At 64.6% G+C, this 17,481-nt stretch carries 15 protein-coding genes; 5 read left to right on the top strand and 10 right to left on the bottom strand.

What is annotated here, in order from left to right:
- Positions 1-6 precede the first annotated feature (6 nt).
- From EAH73_RS07140 to EAH73_RS07180, 9 genes are all read right to left on the bottom strand, one after another.
- Entirely contained in the window at positions 7-1,140 is a 1,134-nt protein-coding gene (locus EAH73_RS07140; RefSeq protein WP_140465784.1) for an acyltransferase family protein, read from the bottom strand.
- A gap of 57 nt (positions 1,141-1,197) precedes the next feature.
- Complete coding sequence (locus tag EAH73_RS07145; protein ID WP_140465785.1) at positions 1,198-1,893, bottom strand: CoA transferase subunit A; 696 nt, start codon at positions 1,891-1,893, stop codon at positions 1,198-1,200.
- Positions 1,890-3,218 (bottom strand): carboxypeptidase-like regulatory domain-containing protein, encoded by a 1,329-nt coding sequence (locus EAH73_RS07150; protein WP_140465786.1) that lies wholly within the window; start codon positions 3,216-3,218, stop codon positions 1,890-1,892. The genes EAH73_RS07145 and EAH73_RS07150 overlap by 4 nt, the downstream gene beginning before the upstream one ends.
- Positions 3,219-3,274: 56 nt before the next feature.
- Positions 3,275-4,222: a bifunctional riboflavin kinase/FAD synthetase gene (locus EAH73_RS07155; RefSeq protein ID WP_140465787.1), complete on the bottom strand. Its 948-nt coding sequence runs from the start codon at positions 4,220-4,222 to the stop codon at positions 3,275-3,277.
- A gap of 76 nt (positions 4,223-4,298) precedes the next feature.
- Positions 4,299-5,099 carry a tRNA pseudouridine(55) synthase TruB gene (truB, locus tag EAH73_RS07160; protein ID WP_140465788.1) on the bottom strand — a complete coding sequence of 267 codons (801 nt, stop codon included), beginning with the start codon at positions 5,097-5,099 and terminating at the stop codon, positions 4,299-4,301.
- A gap of 2 nt (positions 5,100-5,101) precedes the next feature.
- A complete protein-coding gene (locus tag EAH73_RS07165; protein ID WP_140465789.1) occupies positions 5,102-5,932 on the bottom strand; it encodes an undecaprenyl-diphosphate phosphatase in 831 nt (276 codons plus the stop codon).
- Between the two features lie 102 nt (positions 5,933-6,034).
- Positions 6,035-6,370 carry a DUF3098 domain-containing protein gene (locus EAH73_RS07170; protein ID WP_140465790.1) on the bottom strand — a complete coding sequence of 112 codons (336 nt, stop codon included), beginning with the start codon at positions 6,368-6,370 and terminating at the stop codon, positions 6,035-6,037.
- 9 nt (positions 6,371-6,379) lie between these two features.
- Complete coding sequence (locus EAH73_RS07175) at positions 6,380-7,264, bottom strand: cell division protein FtsX (RefSeq protein ID WP_140465791.1); 885 nt, start codon at positions 7,262-7,264, stop codon at positions 6,380-6,382.
- Between the two features lie 147 nt (positions 7,265-7,411).
- Positions 7,412-12,004: a translocation/assembly module TamB domain-containing protein gene (locus EAH73_RS07180; protein ID WP_140465792.1), complete on the bottom strand. Its 4,593-nt coding sequence runs from the start codon at positions 12,002-12,004 to the stop codon at positions 7,412-7,414.
- A gap of 189 nt (positions 12,005-12,193) precedes the next feature.
- On the opposite strand from EAH73_RS07180, the gene tsaD reads away from it, so the two are divergent.
- The 5 genes from tsaD (at position 12,194) to EAH73_RS07205 (ending at position 16,518) form a co-directional block, all read left to right on the top strand.
- Complete coding sequence (tsaD, locus tag EAH73_RS07185; protein WP_140465793.1) at positions 12,194-13,207, top strand: tRNA (adenosine(37)-N6)-threonylcarbamoyltransferase complex transferase subunit TsaD; 1,014 nt, start codon at positions 12,194-12,196, stop codon at positions 13,205-13,207.
- A gap of 80 nt (positions 13,208-13,287) precedes the next feature.
- The gene (gene smpB, locus EAH73_RS07190; RefSeq protein ID WP_140465794.1) at positions 13,288-13,743 is read left to right on the top strand and encodes an SsrA-binding protein SmpB; all 456 of its coding nucleotides are present in this window, start codon (positions 13,288-13,290) and stop codon (positions 13,741-13,743) included.
- Positions 13,744-13,829: 86 nt separating this feature from the next.
- Positions 13,830-14,621, top strand: a complete 792-nt coding sequence (locus tag EAH73_RS07195) for a C40 family peptidase (RefSeq protein ID WP_240047170.1) — start codon at positions 13,830-13,832, stop codon at positions 14,619-14,621.
- 98 nt (positions 14,622-14,719) lie between these two features.
- Positions 14,720-15,211 (top strand): HNH endonuclease, encoded by a 492-nt coding sequence (locus tag EAH73_RS07200; protein WP_140465795.1) that lies wholly within the window; start codon positions 14,720-14,722, stop codon positions 15,209-15,211.
- 95 nt (positions 15,212-15,306) lie between these two features.
- Positions 15,307-16,518: a DUF3298 and DUF4163 domain-containing protein gene (locus tag EAH73_RS07205; protein WP_140465796.1), complete on the top strand. Its 1,212-nt coding sequence runs from the start codon at positions 15,307-15,309 to the stop codon at positions 16,516-16,518.
- Positions 16,519-16,609: 91 nt separating this feature from the next.
- Here EAH73_RS07205 and EAH73_RS07210 read toward each other — a convergent pair whose 3' ends face one another.
- Positions 16,610-17,452, bottom strand: a complete 843-nt coding sequence (locus EAH73_RS07210; RefSeq protein WP_140465797.1) for an alpha/beta fold hydrolase — start codon at positions 17,450-17,452, stop codon at positions 16,610-16,612.
- Between the last annotated feature and the right edge of the window lie 29 nt (positions 17,453-17,481).

A 17,481-nucleotide genomic window follows, 5' to 3' on the forward strand; every position in this document is an offset into this window, starting at 1 on the left:
CAGGAATTAATGGGGTACTTGTAAAAACTGCCGCGTTAAAAACCTGCGCACAGGTTCGTCATATAATTTTAAGCACAAATAAGCCAGCAGCACCGAGCCAACAACCAGGGCGAAAGCGCCGGGCAACGACTGGGTAAAGGTGAGGTTTTGGTTTTTAACCCAAGCATAGTAGAGATAAATAAAAGGGTAGTGTACCATGTACAGCGGGTAAGAAATATCGCCCAGAAAATGGCATACCCGGGCCGTTATTTTATCCGTTATTTTCCCGGAAGCGCCGAGGCAAACAAGTGCCGGAAAAACAATAGCAAAGCAGACCGTTTCGTACAACCCGTTCAGCCACAAATTTTCACTGCCGCCGAGGCGAGGCATTGCAGATAAAATAATAATGGTCAAGCTGCCCAGCCAAAAAGCTCCTTTTACCGGAACGGGCTTGAACACGCGCGCCAGCAGCAAGCCTGCCGAAAAGGAGAACAACATGCGCAAAGTGCCGCCAAGTACGTTGTCCCCGGTCAACGAAAATCCCACGCAGATATCGCCGTAGGGCCCCCAGATGGCAAAGGCCGCCAACCCAAATCCAGCCAGCAACACCAAGGCCGCCAGTGCTTTGGTCGAGAGCCTGCGGATAAAGAAGGCGTACAGCAGGGTGCCAACGTACTCAAACAGCAACGACCAGCTCGGGCCATTCAGCGGGAACATTTCGCCAACTCCCCTAATCTCAGCCCCGGGGGTTGCCGGAATAAGGCCAGCGTTGAGGAGCGTAGCCCCCAACAGCCGGGCCCCTGATACTTGGGAAACATCCCAGGCGGCGCAGCCCTGAAAATAAAACACCGCGGCCCCGATAATGGCCCCGATAACCACCAAGGGGTGCAAGCGAATAAGCCGGCGTTTGAGAAATTCTTTTACCGCCAGCGTTTTCCAACGGTCGTCGTAAGCATACCCCACTACGAAGCCGGACAGGATAAAGAAAAAGTCAACGGCTAGATATCCGTGGTTAATTCTCTGGTCTAAATGACTGGTTGCGTAGGCTTCAAATAAATGAAAACACACCACCGTAATGGCCGCAACGCCGCGTAGCCCGTCCAGGATGTGGTAATGGGGCTTGGTGTCTGCGAACGCAGCCGAAGCGTTGCTTTTCGCCATTATTAGGGAGTAAAGTCAGCTGCAAAATACTGGCGCACGCGGGTGCTACTTACCGGCTCAGCTGCGCACCGTGCGCTGCTCGATGCGCTTCTCGTAGCCGCGGCCTTCGAAAATGCGCTGCACGAAGATGCCCGGCGTGTGGATTTGGTTGGGGTCGAGGGCCCCGGCGGGCACCAATTCCTCCACTTCGGCCACCGTGATTTTGCCGGCCGTGGCCATCATCGGGTTGAAGTTGCGGGCCGTACCCTTGTAAATAAGGTTACCAGCGGTGTCGCCTTTCCAAGCTTTCACAAAGGCAAAATCGGCCGTCAGGCCAGTTTCGAGTAGGTACATTTTGGTGCCGAACTCGCGGCTTTCCTTGCCCTCGCCCACCTCCGTGCCGTAGCCCGCCGGCGTGTAAAAGGCCGGGATGCCCGCTCCGCCGGCCCGAATGCGCTCGGCCAGCGTGCCCTGCGGCACCAGGTCCACGGCCAGCTCGCCGCTCAGCAGCTGGCGCTCAAACTCGGCGTTTTCGCCCACGTAGCTGGCAATCATCTTGCGCACCTGCCGCGTTTGCAGCAGCCGCCCGATGCCAAAGTCATCGACGCCCGCGTTGTTGCTGATACAGGTCAAGTCCTTCACGCCCAGGCGCAAAATCTCCTGAATGGAATTTTCGGGGATGCCGCACAGGCCGAAGCCGCCCAGCATCAGGGTCATGCCGTCGGCCAGTCCCTGGAGGGCGGCCTGGGGGCCCTCAACTACTTTATTAATCATGGGCGGGCGGAAGCGGAAGCGCGGGTGGGAGGAGTAGAACGAGTGGGAGCCGCGGTACGAGCGGGGGCCGCGGCGCGGGCGGGGGCCGGCGCGGGCGCAGGGGCCAACGTCACGGGCGGTACGTAGTTGAGGGGCAAAAATTCACCGATTTTCTCGAAAGCCCAGTACTCACCGGCCGACACGTCGAACGGGTTCACCAGCGAGCCGTTGGCCTGAATTTCGGCCTCCTGCCCTTGCAGCCGCAGCCGCGATACCTGCCGCAGGGCCGGGTAGGGCTTGGCCGTGGCCCCCAGCGGCGACATCGGCCGGCCGTACTTGGGGTCGGGGGCCTCGCCGAAGTGGGCCACTTGCAGCTCGCCCGTGAAGCGCAGGTACACGTGCCGGCCGTCGGCCGATACCTGGCGGATGCTGTCGATGGGCCGCGCTTCGGGGTACACCGTGGCCGTAACGGGCTGCGCCCGGCTCCACTTCCGCAGCGAGTCCTGCTCGGGCTTGCTGAACGGGCCGTTGGGGCGCTGGGTGAGCAGGGTGCGGCGCAGGCTGTCGGTCAGGTCGAAGCGGTTATTCACCACCACGCGCACCTGCTGGGTGAGGAAGCCCTCGGCCACCACGCGGTTGTCGTACACGCTTTTCAGGAAGTGGTTGAACGAGCCGTTGTAGGCCGCGGCGCGGTTGGCGGCCCACTGGCGCTGCTGGCGCTCGTCGCGCGGGGTCATTTCTTCAAACACTGGCTCGCCATAAAAGCTCAGCGAGCCGTCCTCGTCGTTGCTGCTGAAGCGCATGCCGTAATACTTCACGTGGTAGCCCAGCGCGTCGTTGTCGATCTGCACAAACTTGCGCGAGCGGGCCGTCAGGTCCTTCGTCGAGTCGTTGTAGCTCACGATGACGTCCTTGGGGTTCACGATGTGCGACTGGTCCGAAAACGCGGTGCGGCCCAGGAATTGGTCTGTGAATTTTTGGTACTCCTTGGGGTCGTTGGGCGTCGATTCGACCACCACTTCGGCCAGTTGGTTGCCGGTGGCGGCCAGGGCCAGCGTAATCTGCTGGGGAGCATTGGTAATGGTTATCACCTGCTTAGCCAAGCGGTAGCCCACGTACGAGCCCACCACGCTGTAAGTACCCGTCGGCACTTTGGCAAACTCAAACTTGCCCAGCTCGTTGGTGGTGACGCCCAGAGTGGTATTGGCCAGAAACACGCTCGAAAACGCCAGCGGCTCGTGCGTCACCGAATCCTGCACCACGCCGCTGAGCTTGCCCTGGGCCCGGGCCGCGCCCAGGGCCCCCAGGCACAAGCAGGAAATTAGGAATAACCGCAAAATATTCATCGTCAAAAGAATAGGTGGTAGATAAGGGAAGAGTAATTAAAGCGACAAAACAACGACTATGCCAGCGCCGCCCGGGTGGCCTCGGCGTCCAGGGCGAGTTGGGCCTTGAGGGCGTCGAGGCCGTTGTATTTCTCCTCACCGCGCAGCCAGGCAACGAATTCTAGGGTCAGTAATTGTCCGTAGAGGTCGCCGCTGAAGTCGAGCAGGTTCACCTCAACGGTTTGGGCCAGGCCCGCCCCGATGGTGGGCCGCACCCCGATGCTGAGCATGCCTTGGTGCCGGGTGCCAGCCGCCGTGGTGGCCCACACCGCGTAGATGCCCTGGGCCGGCACCAGCTTCAGTGGTTCCTCAACGTGCAGATTGGCAGTGGGGTAGCCGATGGTGCGGCCCAGCTGCTGGCCCGTCACCACGCGGCCGGTCACGGGGTACTCGTAGCCCAGGTAGCGGGTGGCGGTGGCCACGTCGCGCCCGCGCAGCGCCGCCCGGATGCGGGTGCTGCTCACGCCCACGGCATCAATGTCGGCCCGCGGAATCTCTTCCACGCTGAAGCCGAAGCGGGCCGCGTGCTGGCTGAGGTAATCAAAGCCGCCCGCCCGGTCCTTGCCAAAGCGGTGGTCGTAGCCGATGACCAGGTGCCGGGTGCCCACGGTGTCGAGCAGCAGCTGCTGCACGTATTCTTCCGACGTCCACTGCGCGAATTCGCGGGTGAAGGGCACGATCAACAAGTAGTCGACGCCGAACGCGGCCAGGCGGGCAATGCGCTCGTCTAAGGTGTTGAGCAGTTGCAGCTCCAGTAGCTCGGGGTGCGAGGGTGGGGGCCCCAGCACCAAGCGCGGGTGCGGCCAGTAAGTGATGACCACTGCCGGCCCGCCCGCCGCGTCGGCCGCCTCGCGCAGCCGCGCCAGAATGCGCTGGTGCCCGCGGTGCACCCCGTCGAAGGTACCGCACGTGACGACGGCGTTTTGCAAGCGGGGGAAGTCGGCGGGGTCGCGGATAACAAGCATATAAACCGGGCGGCGTGGTAACGAAGCTGCAAAATTCGCCCGTAATCGGCAATGCGCCGCGTTTTTTTCCGGCGGGCTACGCCGGGCCGTCGGTGGGGGCCCCAGCGGCTTGCTGGGCGGCGTAAAAATCGAGGCCGGCGCGGGCCGGGCGGGGGCCCCCGCGGCGGGGGCGCGCCTCGGCCACGGGGCCCTCGGGGCGGGGCGGGGCCAGGGCCAGCACGTCGGCCAGCGTCAGGGCGTCCTCCACCCGGTAGGCGCCGATGCGGGTGCGCCGCAGGGCCGTGAGGTGGGCCCCCGCGCCCAAGGCCGCGCCCAGGTCGCGGGCCAGGCTGCGGATGTAGGTGCCCTTGGAGCACACCACCCGGAAATCGACCTCGGGCAGCGCGATGCGCGTCAGTTCGAAGGCCTTAATGGTGACAGTCTTAGCTTTAATTTCTGCCTCCTGGCCTTTGCGGGCCAGCTCGTAGGCGCGCTTGCCATCGATTTTCACGGCCGAGTACAGCGGCGGCGTCTGCTGGATTTCGCCCACGAACTGTGCGGCGGCGGCTTGGATGTCGGCTTCGGTGAGGTGCGCGTAGGGCCCCTCGGCGTCCACGGCGGTTTCGAGGTCGAAGCTAGGGGTGGTTTGGCCGAGGCGGAAGGTGCCGGTGTACTCCTTTTCCTGGGCCTGAATCTGGTCGATTTCCTTGGTCTTCTTGCCCGTGCAGAGGATGAGCAGGCCGGTGGCCAAGGGGTCGAGGGTGCCGGCGTGGCCGATTTTGCGGATGCGCAGCGCGTTTTTCAGCTTGCGCACGCCGTCGAACGACGACCAGGTGAGGGGTTTGTCGAAGAGCAGGATTTCGCCCGCGTCGAAGTCAAATTCAGCCAAATCTTTCACAATTAAACCAGTTGCAGGTTCACGCCTAGGCCGATGAGCAGCAGCAGCAGCCCGCCCACGATGATGCGGTAAATGCCAAAGGCGCGGAAGCCGTACTTGGCCACGAAGCCCACAAACAGCCGGATGGCCAGCAGTGCCACCACGAACGCCACCACGTTGCCCAGCACCAAGAGCTTGATTTCCTGGCCCGAAAAAAGCTGGCCGATGCTGACGCCGTGGGTTTTGGCTTCCTTGTAAAAGTCGTACAAGTCCTTCGCTGCCGCGGCCGTCATGGTGGGCATGGCCAGGAAAAACGCAAACTCGGCCGCCGCCTTACGCGTCAGCTTCTGGGTGAGGCCCCCGATGATGGTGGCAGCCGAGCGGCTCACGCCCGGCACCACGGCCAAGCACTGGAACAGGCCGATGATCAAGGCTTCCTTCCAGCTCGGGTTGGTGACGGGGTGGCCGCCTTTTTTGGAGTCTTCCTGCGGAAACCACCGGTCCACGAACAGCAGCACCACGCCGCCGAGCAGCAGCATGGCCCCCACGGTGGTCACGGATTCGAGCAGCGCGTCGATGTGCTTTTTCAGCAGCAAGCCCACCACCACAATGGGCAGAAAGGCCACCAACAGCTTGAGGTAGAAGTCGAAGCTCTGGAAAAACCGCTTCCAATAAACCACCAGCACCGAGAGGATGGCCCCGAGCTGAATGACCACCAGGTAGAGCTTGGCAAACGGCGTCATCTGGACGCCCAGCAGGGCCGAGGCGATGATCATGTGCCCGGTGCTGGACACGGGCAGAAACTCGGTGATGCCCTCCACGATGGCGAGGAGCAGGGCGTGCCAGTAAGTCATTATGCAGTAATCAATTGGCAAATATCGGGACGCTATTGTCCGGCTCTTAGGGCCCCGGAACGAACGCCGCTGCTGGGCACCCCGGGGCCTACCGAACCAGGATTAAAGGCGTTTGTAGGTGGGCTTGGCCGTGGGCGCGGGGCCGGGGGCGGGGGCCGCTGGGGCCCCCACCGGGGCCGTGGGGCTGAGGGTAAAGGCCGTGGGCGCGGGCGGCGCGTCGCCGCGGCTCACCACTGCCGAATCGTCGCGCACCAAGATGGCGGCAAACTCTACCAGGAAGCCGGCGATGAGCAGCAGGGGCCCCAGGGTGATGCCCAGGAAGTCTTCGCCGTAGTTTTCCTTGTCGCCGAACATCATCGTGACGAAGCCCACGGCCAGGATAACCAGGCCGATGCCCATGAGGCGGTAATTGCGGGGGCCGAAAGCAAATCGTTGCATAAGAGCGGGTTAGTACAGGTCGTCGAGCGACCCTTTGAGGTATTTATTAACGGCCCAGTAGGCGCTGAAAAAGCCGATGACCACGCCCAGGCCCACCACGGCCAGCAGCAGGGCCCCGATGAGCACATCGTCGCGCAGCTGGCGCAGCGGCACCACTTCGAGGTAGGCGTACTGCAACAGCGCCACCAGCGCCAGCGCCGCCAGCCCGCCGCTGGCAAAGCCCTGCCAGGTGGCGCGCCGCAGGAAGGGGCCCCGGATAAAGAACCGCGTGGCGCCCACCAGTTGCATGGAGCGGATGAGAAAGCGCTGCGAAAAAATGGCCAGCTTGATGGTGTTGTTAATCAGCACCACCACGGCCCCCACCAGCACCGCCGCAAAGCCCAGCAGCACGAGGCTCACCTGCGTCAGGTTGGCGTTGATGCTGGCAAACAAGTCGCGCGGGTACTGCACCTCGAACACGCCGCGCTGGCCCCGCAGGCCGCGCTGGAGCTGCCCCAGGTGGAGCGTATCGGTGTAGTCGGGTCGGATTTTGAGGGCGTAGGCGTCGCGCAGCGGGTTGTCGTCGAGGAACTGGCGGAAGTCTTCGCCGGTGCTTTGCAGCAGTTGCCGGGCCCCATCCTCCTTGCTGATGAAGCGGATGGCGGGGCGGCCGCCCTGTTCGGCCACGCCGGGCTGGCGGCCCAGGTCCTGCTGCAGGCGCAGCAGCTCGGTTTCGGGCAGGTTGCGCTCCAGGTACACCTGCACCTCTAGGTTTTCGCGCACGGCCTCGCTCAGCTTGTGGGCGTGCAGCAGCAGCAGGCCAAACAGCCCCACCACCACCAGGGCCAGCGTGATGCTGAACACCACCAGAAACGTGGGGTAGGAGCCGAGTTTTTTCTTCTGAACGGGGGGCATGGGCCGCAAAGGTAGCCCCGGCGGTCATTCTGGGCATTTAACAGTTACCAATTACTATTTAACAATCGCCCCAGGGACAGTTGCATAGCAATTGGGGCCCTGTAAACGACTGTTAAATGTTAATTGGTAGCTGTTAAATGCAATGCCTTACAGCGTGGTGCGCGGGTCATTTTCCACGCTCAGCACCTGTTTGCTGTCGCGGGCGCGCTGCCGGTTGCGCTCACTGGCCTTCGGGTTTTTGCGGCTGAACAGTTCCCCGAACGAGTCGAACTGCTCGGTGTGGAGCAGCGAGAGGCCGGCGCGGGGCTGGTTGATGGTTTCCAGGTCGCGGGGCGTGGTTTCGTAGCGCAGCTTAGCCCGGAACTTCCCGTCGGGGCGCAGGTAATACTCCAAGCTGAGGTCGCCGAGCAGCGAGGCCTGGCCCGAGGAGTTGGCCAGCACGGTGCCGCTGGTGCTGCCGGGTGTGGCCAGGCCGGCGTTGCTCGTGAAGCCGCCCTCGCGCGTGACGCGCAGGCGGCCCCCCAGCAGCGAGTAGCTCAAGCGCACTTGCAGGGCCTGGAGCTGGTCGGCGGTGAGGCCGTTGATGTTGAAGTCGATTTCCAGGTTCTGGTCAATCTGCGACGTTAGCAGCCCGAGTTGGGTGCTCAAAATCTGGCCCAACGAGTTCTGAACCGTATTGTCCTGGCCCCGGATGGAGAGCTGCGTGAACGCGCCGATGGGGGCCAGCTGCTTGAATACCAACAAACTAAATACCTGCCGGTTCAGCTCTTGCTCGTCATTGCGCAGCGAGGTGGTAAAGGCTGCTAGGTCGCCCTGCAAGGTACCCGGCGCGTCGTTGAACTCCAGCCCCAGCTTGATGGCTGGCAGCAGCAGGGGCCCCGTCAGGTTCATCACGGCCGTGACGGGCACCACGGCGGCGCCGTTGGAGCTGCCGCCCAGCACGGGGGCCAGCGACGTGCGCTGGGTATAGATGGCCGTCACGTTCATTTCGCCGGCCAGCGGGTCGCCGTTCCAGGAAATAACGCCGCCCGGCCGCACCACAAACTCCTTGTTTACCAGGCCCTGCAAGGTGAAGTTGTAGGCCCCGCGCACAATCTCCACCTGGCCGTACATATTGAAGTCGCCGCGCGTGTCGATGTTCAGGCGCAGCTGCCCGGTCGCCGAGCCCCGAATCACGTCGCCGGTGCTCTCGTCGAGCAGAATTTCCAGGTAGGCATCCGGCGTCACGGTCAGGTTGAAGTCGAGCTTGAGGCCCGACAGGTCCACCTTATCGACGGCCGCGACGGGTATTTTTTTGGTGCGGACCGTGTCGGCCACGTTGTGGTTCACGAACTTGATGTAGCTGGCCTTCTCGGCCTTGGCGGCGTTGTCGAGGGGCAGCGAGAGGCGCGTACCGGCCTCGCTCGTGGCCCGCACCACCACCGACAGGTCATCGACAGGCCCTGTCACGCGGGCCGTGCCGGTAGCGTATGCCGTGCCGAAGTACAGGTCGTTGTCTTTGCGAATGGTGTTGAGCACCTGCATCTTGCGGAAGTTGGCCGCAATATTCAGGCGCATGTCCTGGAACTGGTGGTGGGTAATCACGCCGTCCACCACGCCCTGGTTGCCCAGCGGGTCGCGCAGCTTCACGTCGCGGAACGTGATGTCGTTGAGCGTGAAGCTGATGCGGTCGGCAAAGGTGTACGTCGTGCCCAGGTAGCCGAAGGTGAAGCGGCCGTCGCGCACGTCTACAGCGCCCACCAGGTTGGGGGCCGCAAACTTGCCCGTGAGCCAGAGCGTGCCGCGCCCGGTGCCGCCCAGGTCGCGCATCAGCGTGCCCAGGAAGGGCTGGGCCAGCACCACTGGCGCGTCGTTCAGCGTGCCGGTGAGGTTGAGCTGCTGCTCGGCGCTGCCCGGGGCCAGGTAGCCGCCCACCGTCAGCACCGACTGCCCTTCGCGGGCCACGTCGAGGTCCACGCCCAGGCGGCCGAGGCGGTCGTCCCAGGCCCCCGTGCCTTTCACCTGTCCAATCAGCGTGCCTTGGTAGGTGAGGGTGTCCACGGCCAGGGTGGTGCTCAGGGCCAGGGGCCCGTACACGCCGCGCACCGTGCCCGTGGCGTTCAAGCGGCCCCCCAGCTTCTGGTTGGAGAGGCCGTTGAGGGTGGCCAGCTGGAAGTCTCGGATGGTGAGCTGCAGGGGTGGCTTGGTGGCATCGGGCGAGATGAAGCCTTGGGCCCCAATGAATTGGGCGCCGTTGCTCAGCGTCAGGTTCTTCACGTCGAAGGCCCGGCCGTAGTCCGAAATCCGCACCGAGTTATCGGCCGCAATGGTCCATTCCTTGTCCAGGATGTGCACGCCCGACTGCCGGAACACCACTTCCACTGCCCGCGGCAGGAAGGCCAGCGAGCCGTTGATGGCCGCCCGGTTAGTGGTGCCAGTTTGGGCCAGGGAGGTCGAAAAGTTGATTTTCTGCTGGTCCCACACGCCTTCCAGCACGAAGCCCTCGGTGGGCCCCAGCGTGGGCAGCACCTGCCGGGCCGACGTGACGCTGGCCTGGGCCAGCACCTCGGGCTGGTACGGCAGCTTGGAGGTGGTGAAATCCAGGTTGTTGTCCACCGTGAACACGGGGCCGTAGCGAAGGCTGTCGAGGTGGCCCCCGAACTGGAAAATCGACGTTTCGCCGCTGCGGAACGAGCCGTCGAAGCGGCTGCCGTCGGCCACCGCCAGCTCGGGCACAAACAGCTGGAGCACGGGGTTGGCGCGCTTCAACTGCACCAGGAAATCGACCTCGTAGGTAGCCAGCCGGCGCTGGCGCTTGCGCTGGTAGTAGGCCGCGGTGGCGGCGGCGTTGCTCTCAAAGTTGAGGCGGTACTCGGTCACCAGCGTTTGCACGTCCTGCACCACGGCCGCGGTGCTGAACGTGCCGGAAGCACTGGCATTCAAGGCCTCCGAGCGCAGGCTCACGCGTCGCTCGTTGCGCTGGTTGCGGGTGCTCACCAAGTCCAGCGTGTCGAGGGCCAGGCGGCGGCCGCGGAGGGTGAAGCGCGAGTGGCGTAGGTAGGCGTGGCCCAGCAGCGAGTCGAGCTCTACGCCGCGCATCTGCACGTCGGCGGTAGTGGACACCACCAGCGGCACGCCCAGCAGGCCCAGGGCCCCCAGGTTGGCGCGCGCCACTTTGGCCCGCACGCGGATGTCTTGGTGGGCGCGGTCGAGGTCGATGCGGCCGTCGGCGGTCAGGCGCAGGTTGGGGTCGTTGGCCGAGAGGTGGCCCGAGAAGGCGCGCTCATGGAAGTCGCCGTTCAGCGTCAGGTTGCGGTAGCGGTAGCCATTGAGCCACATGCGGGCCACCGTGGCCTGGGCGTGCCCCCGGGCCACGGGCGGTGCAAAGCCCACGCCGCTCACCTGCCCGTCCATGGTCACGTCCCGGATCACGTCCTGGTTGCCGATGAACTTGCCCAGTTGAAAATCCGTCGAGCGCACGTGGCCCGAGTAGGCGGCGTGCGAAAAGTCGGTCTTGGTCTTAAGGTTCAGGTCGGTAGCCACCCGGCCCAGGGCCGTGTTGAAGGTAGCATCGGCCACGAAGTCGTTGTAAAAGCCCAGGAACTGCCCGTTGAGCTGCACTCTGCCCAGGCGCTGCACCAGGGTGTTGGCGTCCTTGGGCAGCCACTTGGCCAGGTCGCTGGTGAGCACCTGCGAGGGCAGCAGGCGCAAATCGAGGAAGCTCTCTTTGTAGCGGGGCAGGTTGGTGGCGGCGGCGCGGCGGGCCACCAGGTGGGTGCCGCGGCCGTAGCGCACGTCGAGGTTGGCAATCTTGAAGTCGCGCACGTAGCCCGTGGCGTCGCCCGACATGATAATGGACTCGTTGAGCGTGGCCAGGGCGGGGGCAAACTTGGCGATGTCGCTCGAAAAAACCTGGGCCCCGTGCAGCCGCGTGGTCACCTTCATCGAGTCGTTAAAATCGGCAAAATTCGTGAACACCCGGTAGTCAAACCGCAGGTAATCGGAGAGTTGGCTGCGGCCCACGGCTAGGCGTAGGTTGTCGAACTGCCAGAAGTGGGGCCCGTAGCGCATCAGCGCCGTCAGCTCGCGCAGGTGGGTTTGGGAGGGCGTTTCCACGGCCCGCAGGCCCTGGATTTTCATGGCCAGCGTGTCGCCCAGCCGCACCTGCGAAATGTCGGCGTAGATGCTGTCCACCTGCATGTGGGCGTAGTCCACGCTGCGGCCGTAGGTGGGCTGGCGGGGCTCGTCGGCCTTGTCAAGAATAAACTGGCCGTTGCGCAGGCCAATAGCGGCAATCTGAAAATCAAACGGCGCCGACTTGGTGCTGTCGCTGGGCCCCGTGAGCCGGCGGATGGCGGAGATAAATTGGCTGAGCGTGGTGGTGTCGGGCTGGCCGGGCAGGTTGCGCAGGGCAAAGCGCGGCTCGTTGAGAATAAGCTGGCCCACGTGCAGGTGGCGCGGGTTGAACACCGAAAACAGGGCAATGTCGGCGTCGGCCTCGCCGATGCTGAACAACTCCGAGCCGCGGCGGTCCAGCACGCGCACGCCCTCCAGGATGACGCGTGAAAACGGCCGGATATCGATCCGCCCGATTTCCACCCGCTGGCCCAGCTTCTCGCTGAGGATGGCCGTGGCCCGGTGCGCCACCCGCGTTTGCACCGCGGGGATGCGCAGCGCCAGCAGGGCCCCCAGTACGAGCAGCACAACCAGGCCCACGAGGCCCAGCAGCAGCTTCAAGACGAGGGAAAGGACGCGACGCACCGGAAATTAAGCGAATAAAAGGGGCTGGGGAACGGGCAAAGTTGGGGCTTTTTGGCGGCTTGCCGGCCGGCTTTGGCCGGCAAACGGCGGCCGGGGGCCCCGGGTTCGGCCGCTGGGCCCGAACTTTGCGGGAGCCGCGCGCCGGGCCCCAACAAAAACCGTGCAACCGGCCCGCGCCGCCCCTTGCCCATGTCCGATTTCCCCCGCATCCTGGCCCTCGAATCTTCCTGCGACGACACCGGCGCGGCCGTGCTGGCCGGCGGCCGCCTGCTGAGCAACGTGGTGGCCACCCAAAAAGTACACGAGCAGTACGGCGGCGTGGTGCCCGAGCTGGCCTCGCGCGCCCACCAGCAGCACCTGCTGCCCGTCGTCGCGGCCGCCCTGCGCGACGCCGGTCTCGTTAAAACCGACCTCGACGCCGTGGCCGTGACGCAGGGCCCCGGGCTGCTGGGCTCGCTGCTGGTGGGCGGCATGTTTGCCAAAACCCTGGCCCTGGCCCTGGGCAAGCCGCTGATCATGGTGAACCACATGCGGGCCCACATCCTGGCGCACTTCCTGGGCAGCCCCGTGCCCGCGTTCCCGTTCTTGTGCCTCACCGTGAGCGGCGGGCACACGCAGCTGGTGGTGGTGCGCTCGGCGCTGGACATGGAAGTCATCGGCCAAACCATCGACGACGCGGCGGGGGAGGCCTTCGACAAAACCGCCAAGCTGCTCGGCCTGCCGTACCCCGGGGGCCCCCACCTCGACAAGCTGGCCCAGCATGGCGACCCGCTGCGGTTTGCCTTTCCGGTGGGCGCCATGGCGGGCTACGATTTCAGCTTCAGCGGCTTGAAAACGGCGGTGCTCTACTTTTTGAAGAAGGAAACGGCTAAAAATGCCGACTTTGTGGCCCAGAACCTGGCCGATCTCTGCGCCGGCATCCAGTACACCATCATCACCACGCTGCTGCGCCAGCTGCGCCGCGCCGCCGCCGACACCGGCCTCACGCAAGTGGCCCTGGCCGGCGGCGTGGCCGCCAACTCGGGCCTGCGCGCGGCCGTGCACGCCGAAGCGGCGGCCCAGGGCTGGCAGTTATTCATTCCGGCGCTGGCCTTTTGCACCGACAACGCGGCCATGGTGGCCCAGGCGGCCCACTTCCAGTTCCTGGCCGGCGATTTTGCCACCCAGCTCGCCAGCCCCGACCCGCGCCTGAAATTGCGCTAACCCGCCGCGAGCCGGGCCACAGGGCCCCCAGCCGCGTATACTGCCCGTGACGAGCCGGGGCCCCCGGCTCCCTTTATATAATGAAAGACAAAACGCCCGCCCCCGTCAACATCAAAAACCGCCGCGCCAGCCACGAATATTCCTTCCTGGCCAAGTACGACGCGGGCGTGATGCTGCAAGGCACCGAAATCAAAAGCATCCGCGAGGGCAACGTGAACCTCCAGGACGGCTACTGCCTGTTCCACACCGACGGCAGCCTCTGGATTCACTCGCTGCGCATCGCGCCCTACGCCCTCGGTACCTACAACAACCACGAGCCCCTGCGCGAGCGCAAGCTGCTGCTCAACAAGCGCGAGCTAAAGCAGTTGGCCGGCAAAAGCCAGGACCAGGGCCTCACCATCATCCCCCTGCGCCTGTTCGTGACGGACCGCGGCTTTGCCAAAATCGAAATCGCCCTTGCCCAAGGCAAGAAGCTCTACGACAAGCGCAACGACCTCAAGGAAAAGGCCCAGAAGCGCGACATGGAGCGCATGTAGCAGGGGCCCTGGGTCCTTCACTTCATTCGGGACGGCCGTACTTTTGCCCGCAATTACCTAAGCGCTACTTTTTTATTCTTTCCGTTTTGACCCCCGGTATTTGCGCGCTGAGCGCCGTTCCCGTCCGCGCCGAGCCCACCGACAAGGCCGAGCAAACCACCCAGCTCTTGTTCGGCGAGTGCTACACCGTGCGGCAAAGCCAGGGCAAATGGCACCAAATTGAGGTGGCCGCCGACGGTTACGTGGGCTGGATCGACCACCTCCAGCACACGCCCGTCACGCCCGCCTACTTCGCCGCCTGGCAGGCCCAGGACCACCCCCGGGTGCTCGACGTGGTGCAAACCGTGAGCGACGAGGCCACCCGTATTCCAGTGCTATTGGGCAGCCGCCTGCCGTTTTTCGACGGCATGACCTTGCAGCTGGGCGACAAGTCGCTGTTCTTCAACGGCACGGCCACCAACCCCGGGGCCCCCGCTGATGCCGCGCGTCAGGTGCAGCTCCTGCGCAAAGCGGGCCAGCTCTACCTCAAGGCGCCCTACCTGTGGGGCGGCAAGGGCGTGTTCGGCGTCGATTGCTCGGGACTGATGCAGCAGCTCTACGGCCTGGTGGGCGTGCAGCTGCGGCGCGACGCCTGCCAGCAAATCGAGCACGGCCGCACCGTCGATTTTGTGACCCAGGCCCAGCCCGGCGACCTCGCCTTCTTCGACAACGCCGAGGGCCGCATCGTGCATGTGGGCATGGTGCTCGACGAGGGCCTCATCCTGCACGCCTCGGGCGAGGTGCGCCTCGACCCGCTCGACCACAACGGCATCTACAGCCGCCGCCGGCAGGTGTACTCGCACAAGCTGCGCCTCATCAAGCGCCTGCTGGGGGCCTAAAAAGGGCCCCGGGGGCCCTGAACTTACCCGCTGGCCGCCTTGTTTATACGCGCAGAAACCCTTAGCTTTCGGCGGGTTATCGGAGCCCGCCCGCGTGTATGGACCAAAAAGTATTAGTGCTGAATGGCGACTATACCGCCATCACCCTGTGTAGCGTGCAGAAGGCTTTTGTGCTGCTCTTCCTCGACAAAGCCGAGATGATTGCCAAGTCCGACGGGACGCTGCGCACCATCTCCCAGGCCTACCCCAAGCCCAGCATCATCCGCCTGCAACGCTACGTGCGCGTGCCCTACAAAGGCATTGCCCTAAGCCGCCACAACCTCTTCAAGCGCGACCATTTCGAGTGCCAGTACTGCGGCTCGACCAAAACGCTGACCCTGGACCACGTCATCCCGCGCTCGCGCGGCGGCGACTCAAGCTGGACGAACCTGCTCACCGCCTGCGCCCGCTGCAACCACGCCAAGGGCCACCGCACCCCCGCCGAGGCCGGCCTCACCATCCGCCAGCAGCCCAAAAAGCCAACCCTCGCGGGCTTCCTCAAGCTCTCGGCTGGCACCATCGACCAAACCTGGCACGCCTACTTGAGTTGACGCCGGGGCCCCAGCAGGGCTTTTTACGCACCAAAACCCACCGGCCGCCGGGGCCCCACCGCAGAGTGGGGCCCCGGCGGCCGTTTCTTTGGGCCATGAAACGATTCTGCCGGCTACTTCTGGCCCCCGCGGCGCTCGGTGCGCTGCTGGCCGCCTGCCATTCCGATTCCAAGCCCAGCGCAACGGCCACCCCGCCGGCCGCCCCCGGGGCCCCTAATGCCGCCGCGCCGCTAGCCAGCGCCGGCGGCTCGCCCGATGCGGCGTACCAAATCTACCGCGGCCAGCTGCCCGGGGCCCCCGACAGCCTCACGCTGCACCTGCTCACCACCAAGCCGCTGGATGCCGACGCGCAGAGCGTTTTTGCCACCTACGCCGGCGCCGACGGCCACCCGTACCAGCTCGTGGGCCACCGCCTGGCCGACCCCGACAGCCTGGTGCTGGAAGACATTAGCCCCGAAAAGCAGGCCGCTGGCAGCAGCCAGGGCCCCCGGTGGCGCCTGCGCCGGCAGGGCACCGCGCTGGTGGGCACCTACCAGGGCCAGCCGCTGCGCCTGCGCGAAGCCCGCCCCGCCGGGGCCCTGGCGCTGTTCGTGCAAACCTTCGCCGATTCCGTCGAGGCATTCCCCGGCAAGAAGAAATCGCCCTGGGGGCAAATCGAGTTTCAAGCCGCAGTGCCCACCGGTGGCCCGAAAGAGCTTACCGACAACGTATTGCGCCAGCTAAACGACGATAGCCTGCCCGGTAGCCCCGTGCGGCCGCTCATCCAAATCTGGGCCCGACAGCGCCAGCAGTTCGCCGCCAGCTACCGCCAGGCTGCTGCCGACAGCCGCTCCGACGCGCCCGCCGACACGGCCGCGCCCTACGGCTACTCCCTGCGCTACCAGCAGCAAGCCGCCACCTACGTGCTCTGGAACCAGGCCCCGCTGCTCAGCCTGGGCTACTTCACTTACGATTACAGCGGCGGGGCCCACGGCAACTACGCCACCCGCACCATCAGCTACGACACCCGCACCGGCCAGCCGCTCACCTACGCTGCCGTGTTCCGGCCCGACGCCCGGCCCCGGCTGGGGGCCCTGATTGAAGCCGCCGTGCGCCGCATGCTGCGCATTCCTGCCGGACAGCCGCTCGACGGGCCCTTATTGGTCAAGAAAATCCCCGTCACTACCAACTTCTACCTCACCAGCGGCGGGGCTGTGTTCACCTACGGCCCCTACGAAATTGCCTCCTACGCTCAGGGCGAGGTCAGCGTCTTCATCCCGATGGCCGATTTGCAGCCCCTGCTGCTCCATCCCAATTTGGCCAGTTAGGGCCCTCAAGGGACCGCTAACCACTAAAAAAGAGGCCCCGGCCGGAATAATTCCGGCCGGGGCCCCTTGTCAGTTCAGCCATAAAGCGGGCCTAGCTAGCAGCACCGACGAACTCCAGTAGGTCGGCATTAAATTGGTCTTTGGCCGTGACGATGAGGCCGTGGGGCTCGCCATCGTAGGTGAGGAGCTTGGCACCGGGCACCAGCTTCACGGCGCGCTCGGCGCTGTTTTCCAGCGGCACGGTCTTGTCGGCATCGCCGTGTATAAACAGCGTGGGCACCTTGATGGTGGGCAGGTCCTGGCGGAAATCGGTGGCGCTGAACGCCTTCACGCACTCGGTGGTGGCGCGGGCCGTGCCTTGTAAGGCAATGCTCACGTTCCAATCCAGGGCAGGCTGGCTCACGGGGTGGCTCAGGGTGCTCACGCCGAAGAACGGCTTCACGAAATCAGCCAGAAAGCCCGGGCGGTCTTTGCCAACGCCCTCGATCATGTCGTCAAACGTCGACTTGTCCACGCCGTCGGGGTTGTCGTCAGTCTTCAGCAGGTAAGGGGTTACGGCGCTCACGAACACCACCTTGGCCACGCGGGCCCCGTTGTGGCGGCTCATGTAGCGGGCCACTTCGCCGCCTCCCATTGAGAAGCCCACCAGCGTCACGTTCTGCAAATCGAGTTGGTCGAGCACGGCCTTCAGGTCGTCGGCCATCGTGTCGTAGTTGTAGCCGTCCCACGGCTTGCTGCTTTTGCCGAAGCCGCGGCGGTCGTAGGCCACCACGCGCACGCCGTGCAGCGGCAGTTCGGCCAGCTGGTACTCCCACGACTGCAAGTCGAGGGGCCAGCCATGGATCAGCACGATGGGGTTGCCCTGGCCGTAGTCCACGTAGTTAAGTTCAACCGGCTTGCCGGTAGCGTCGTTGCCTGCTTTAATAAATTCCATTAGAGGAGAGTTTGAATGGGAAGTGTAAC

This window comes from Hymenobacter nivis, from assembly GCF_006439025.1.
Classification (GTDB): Bacteria; Bacteroidota; Bacteroidia; order Cytophagales; family Hymenobacteraceae; genus Hymenobacter; species Hymenobacter nivis_A.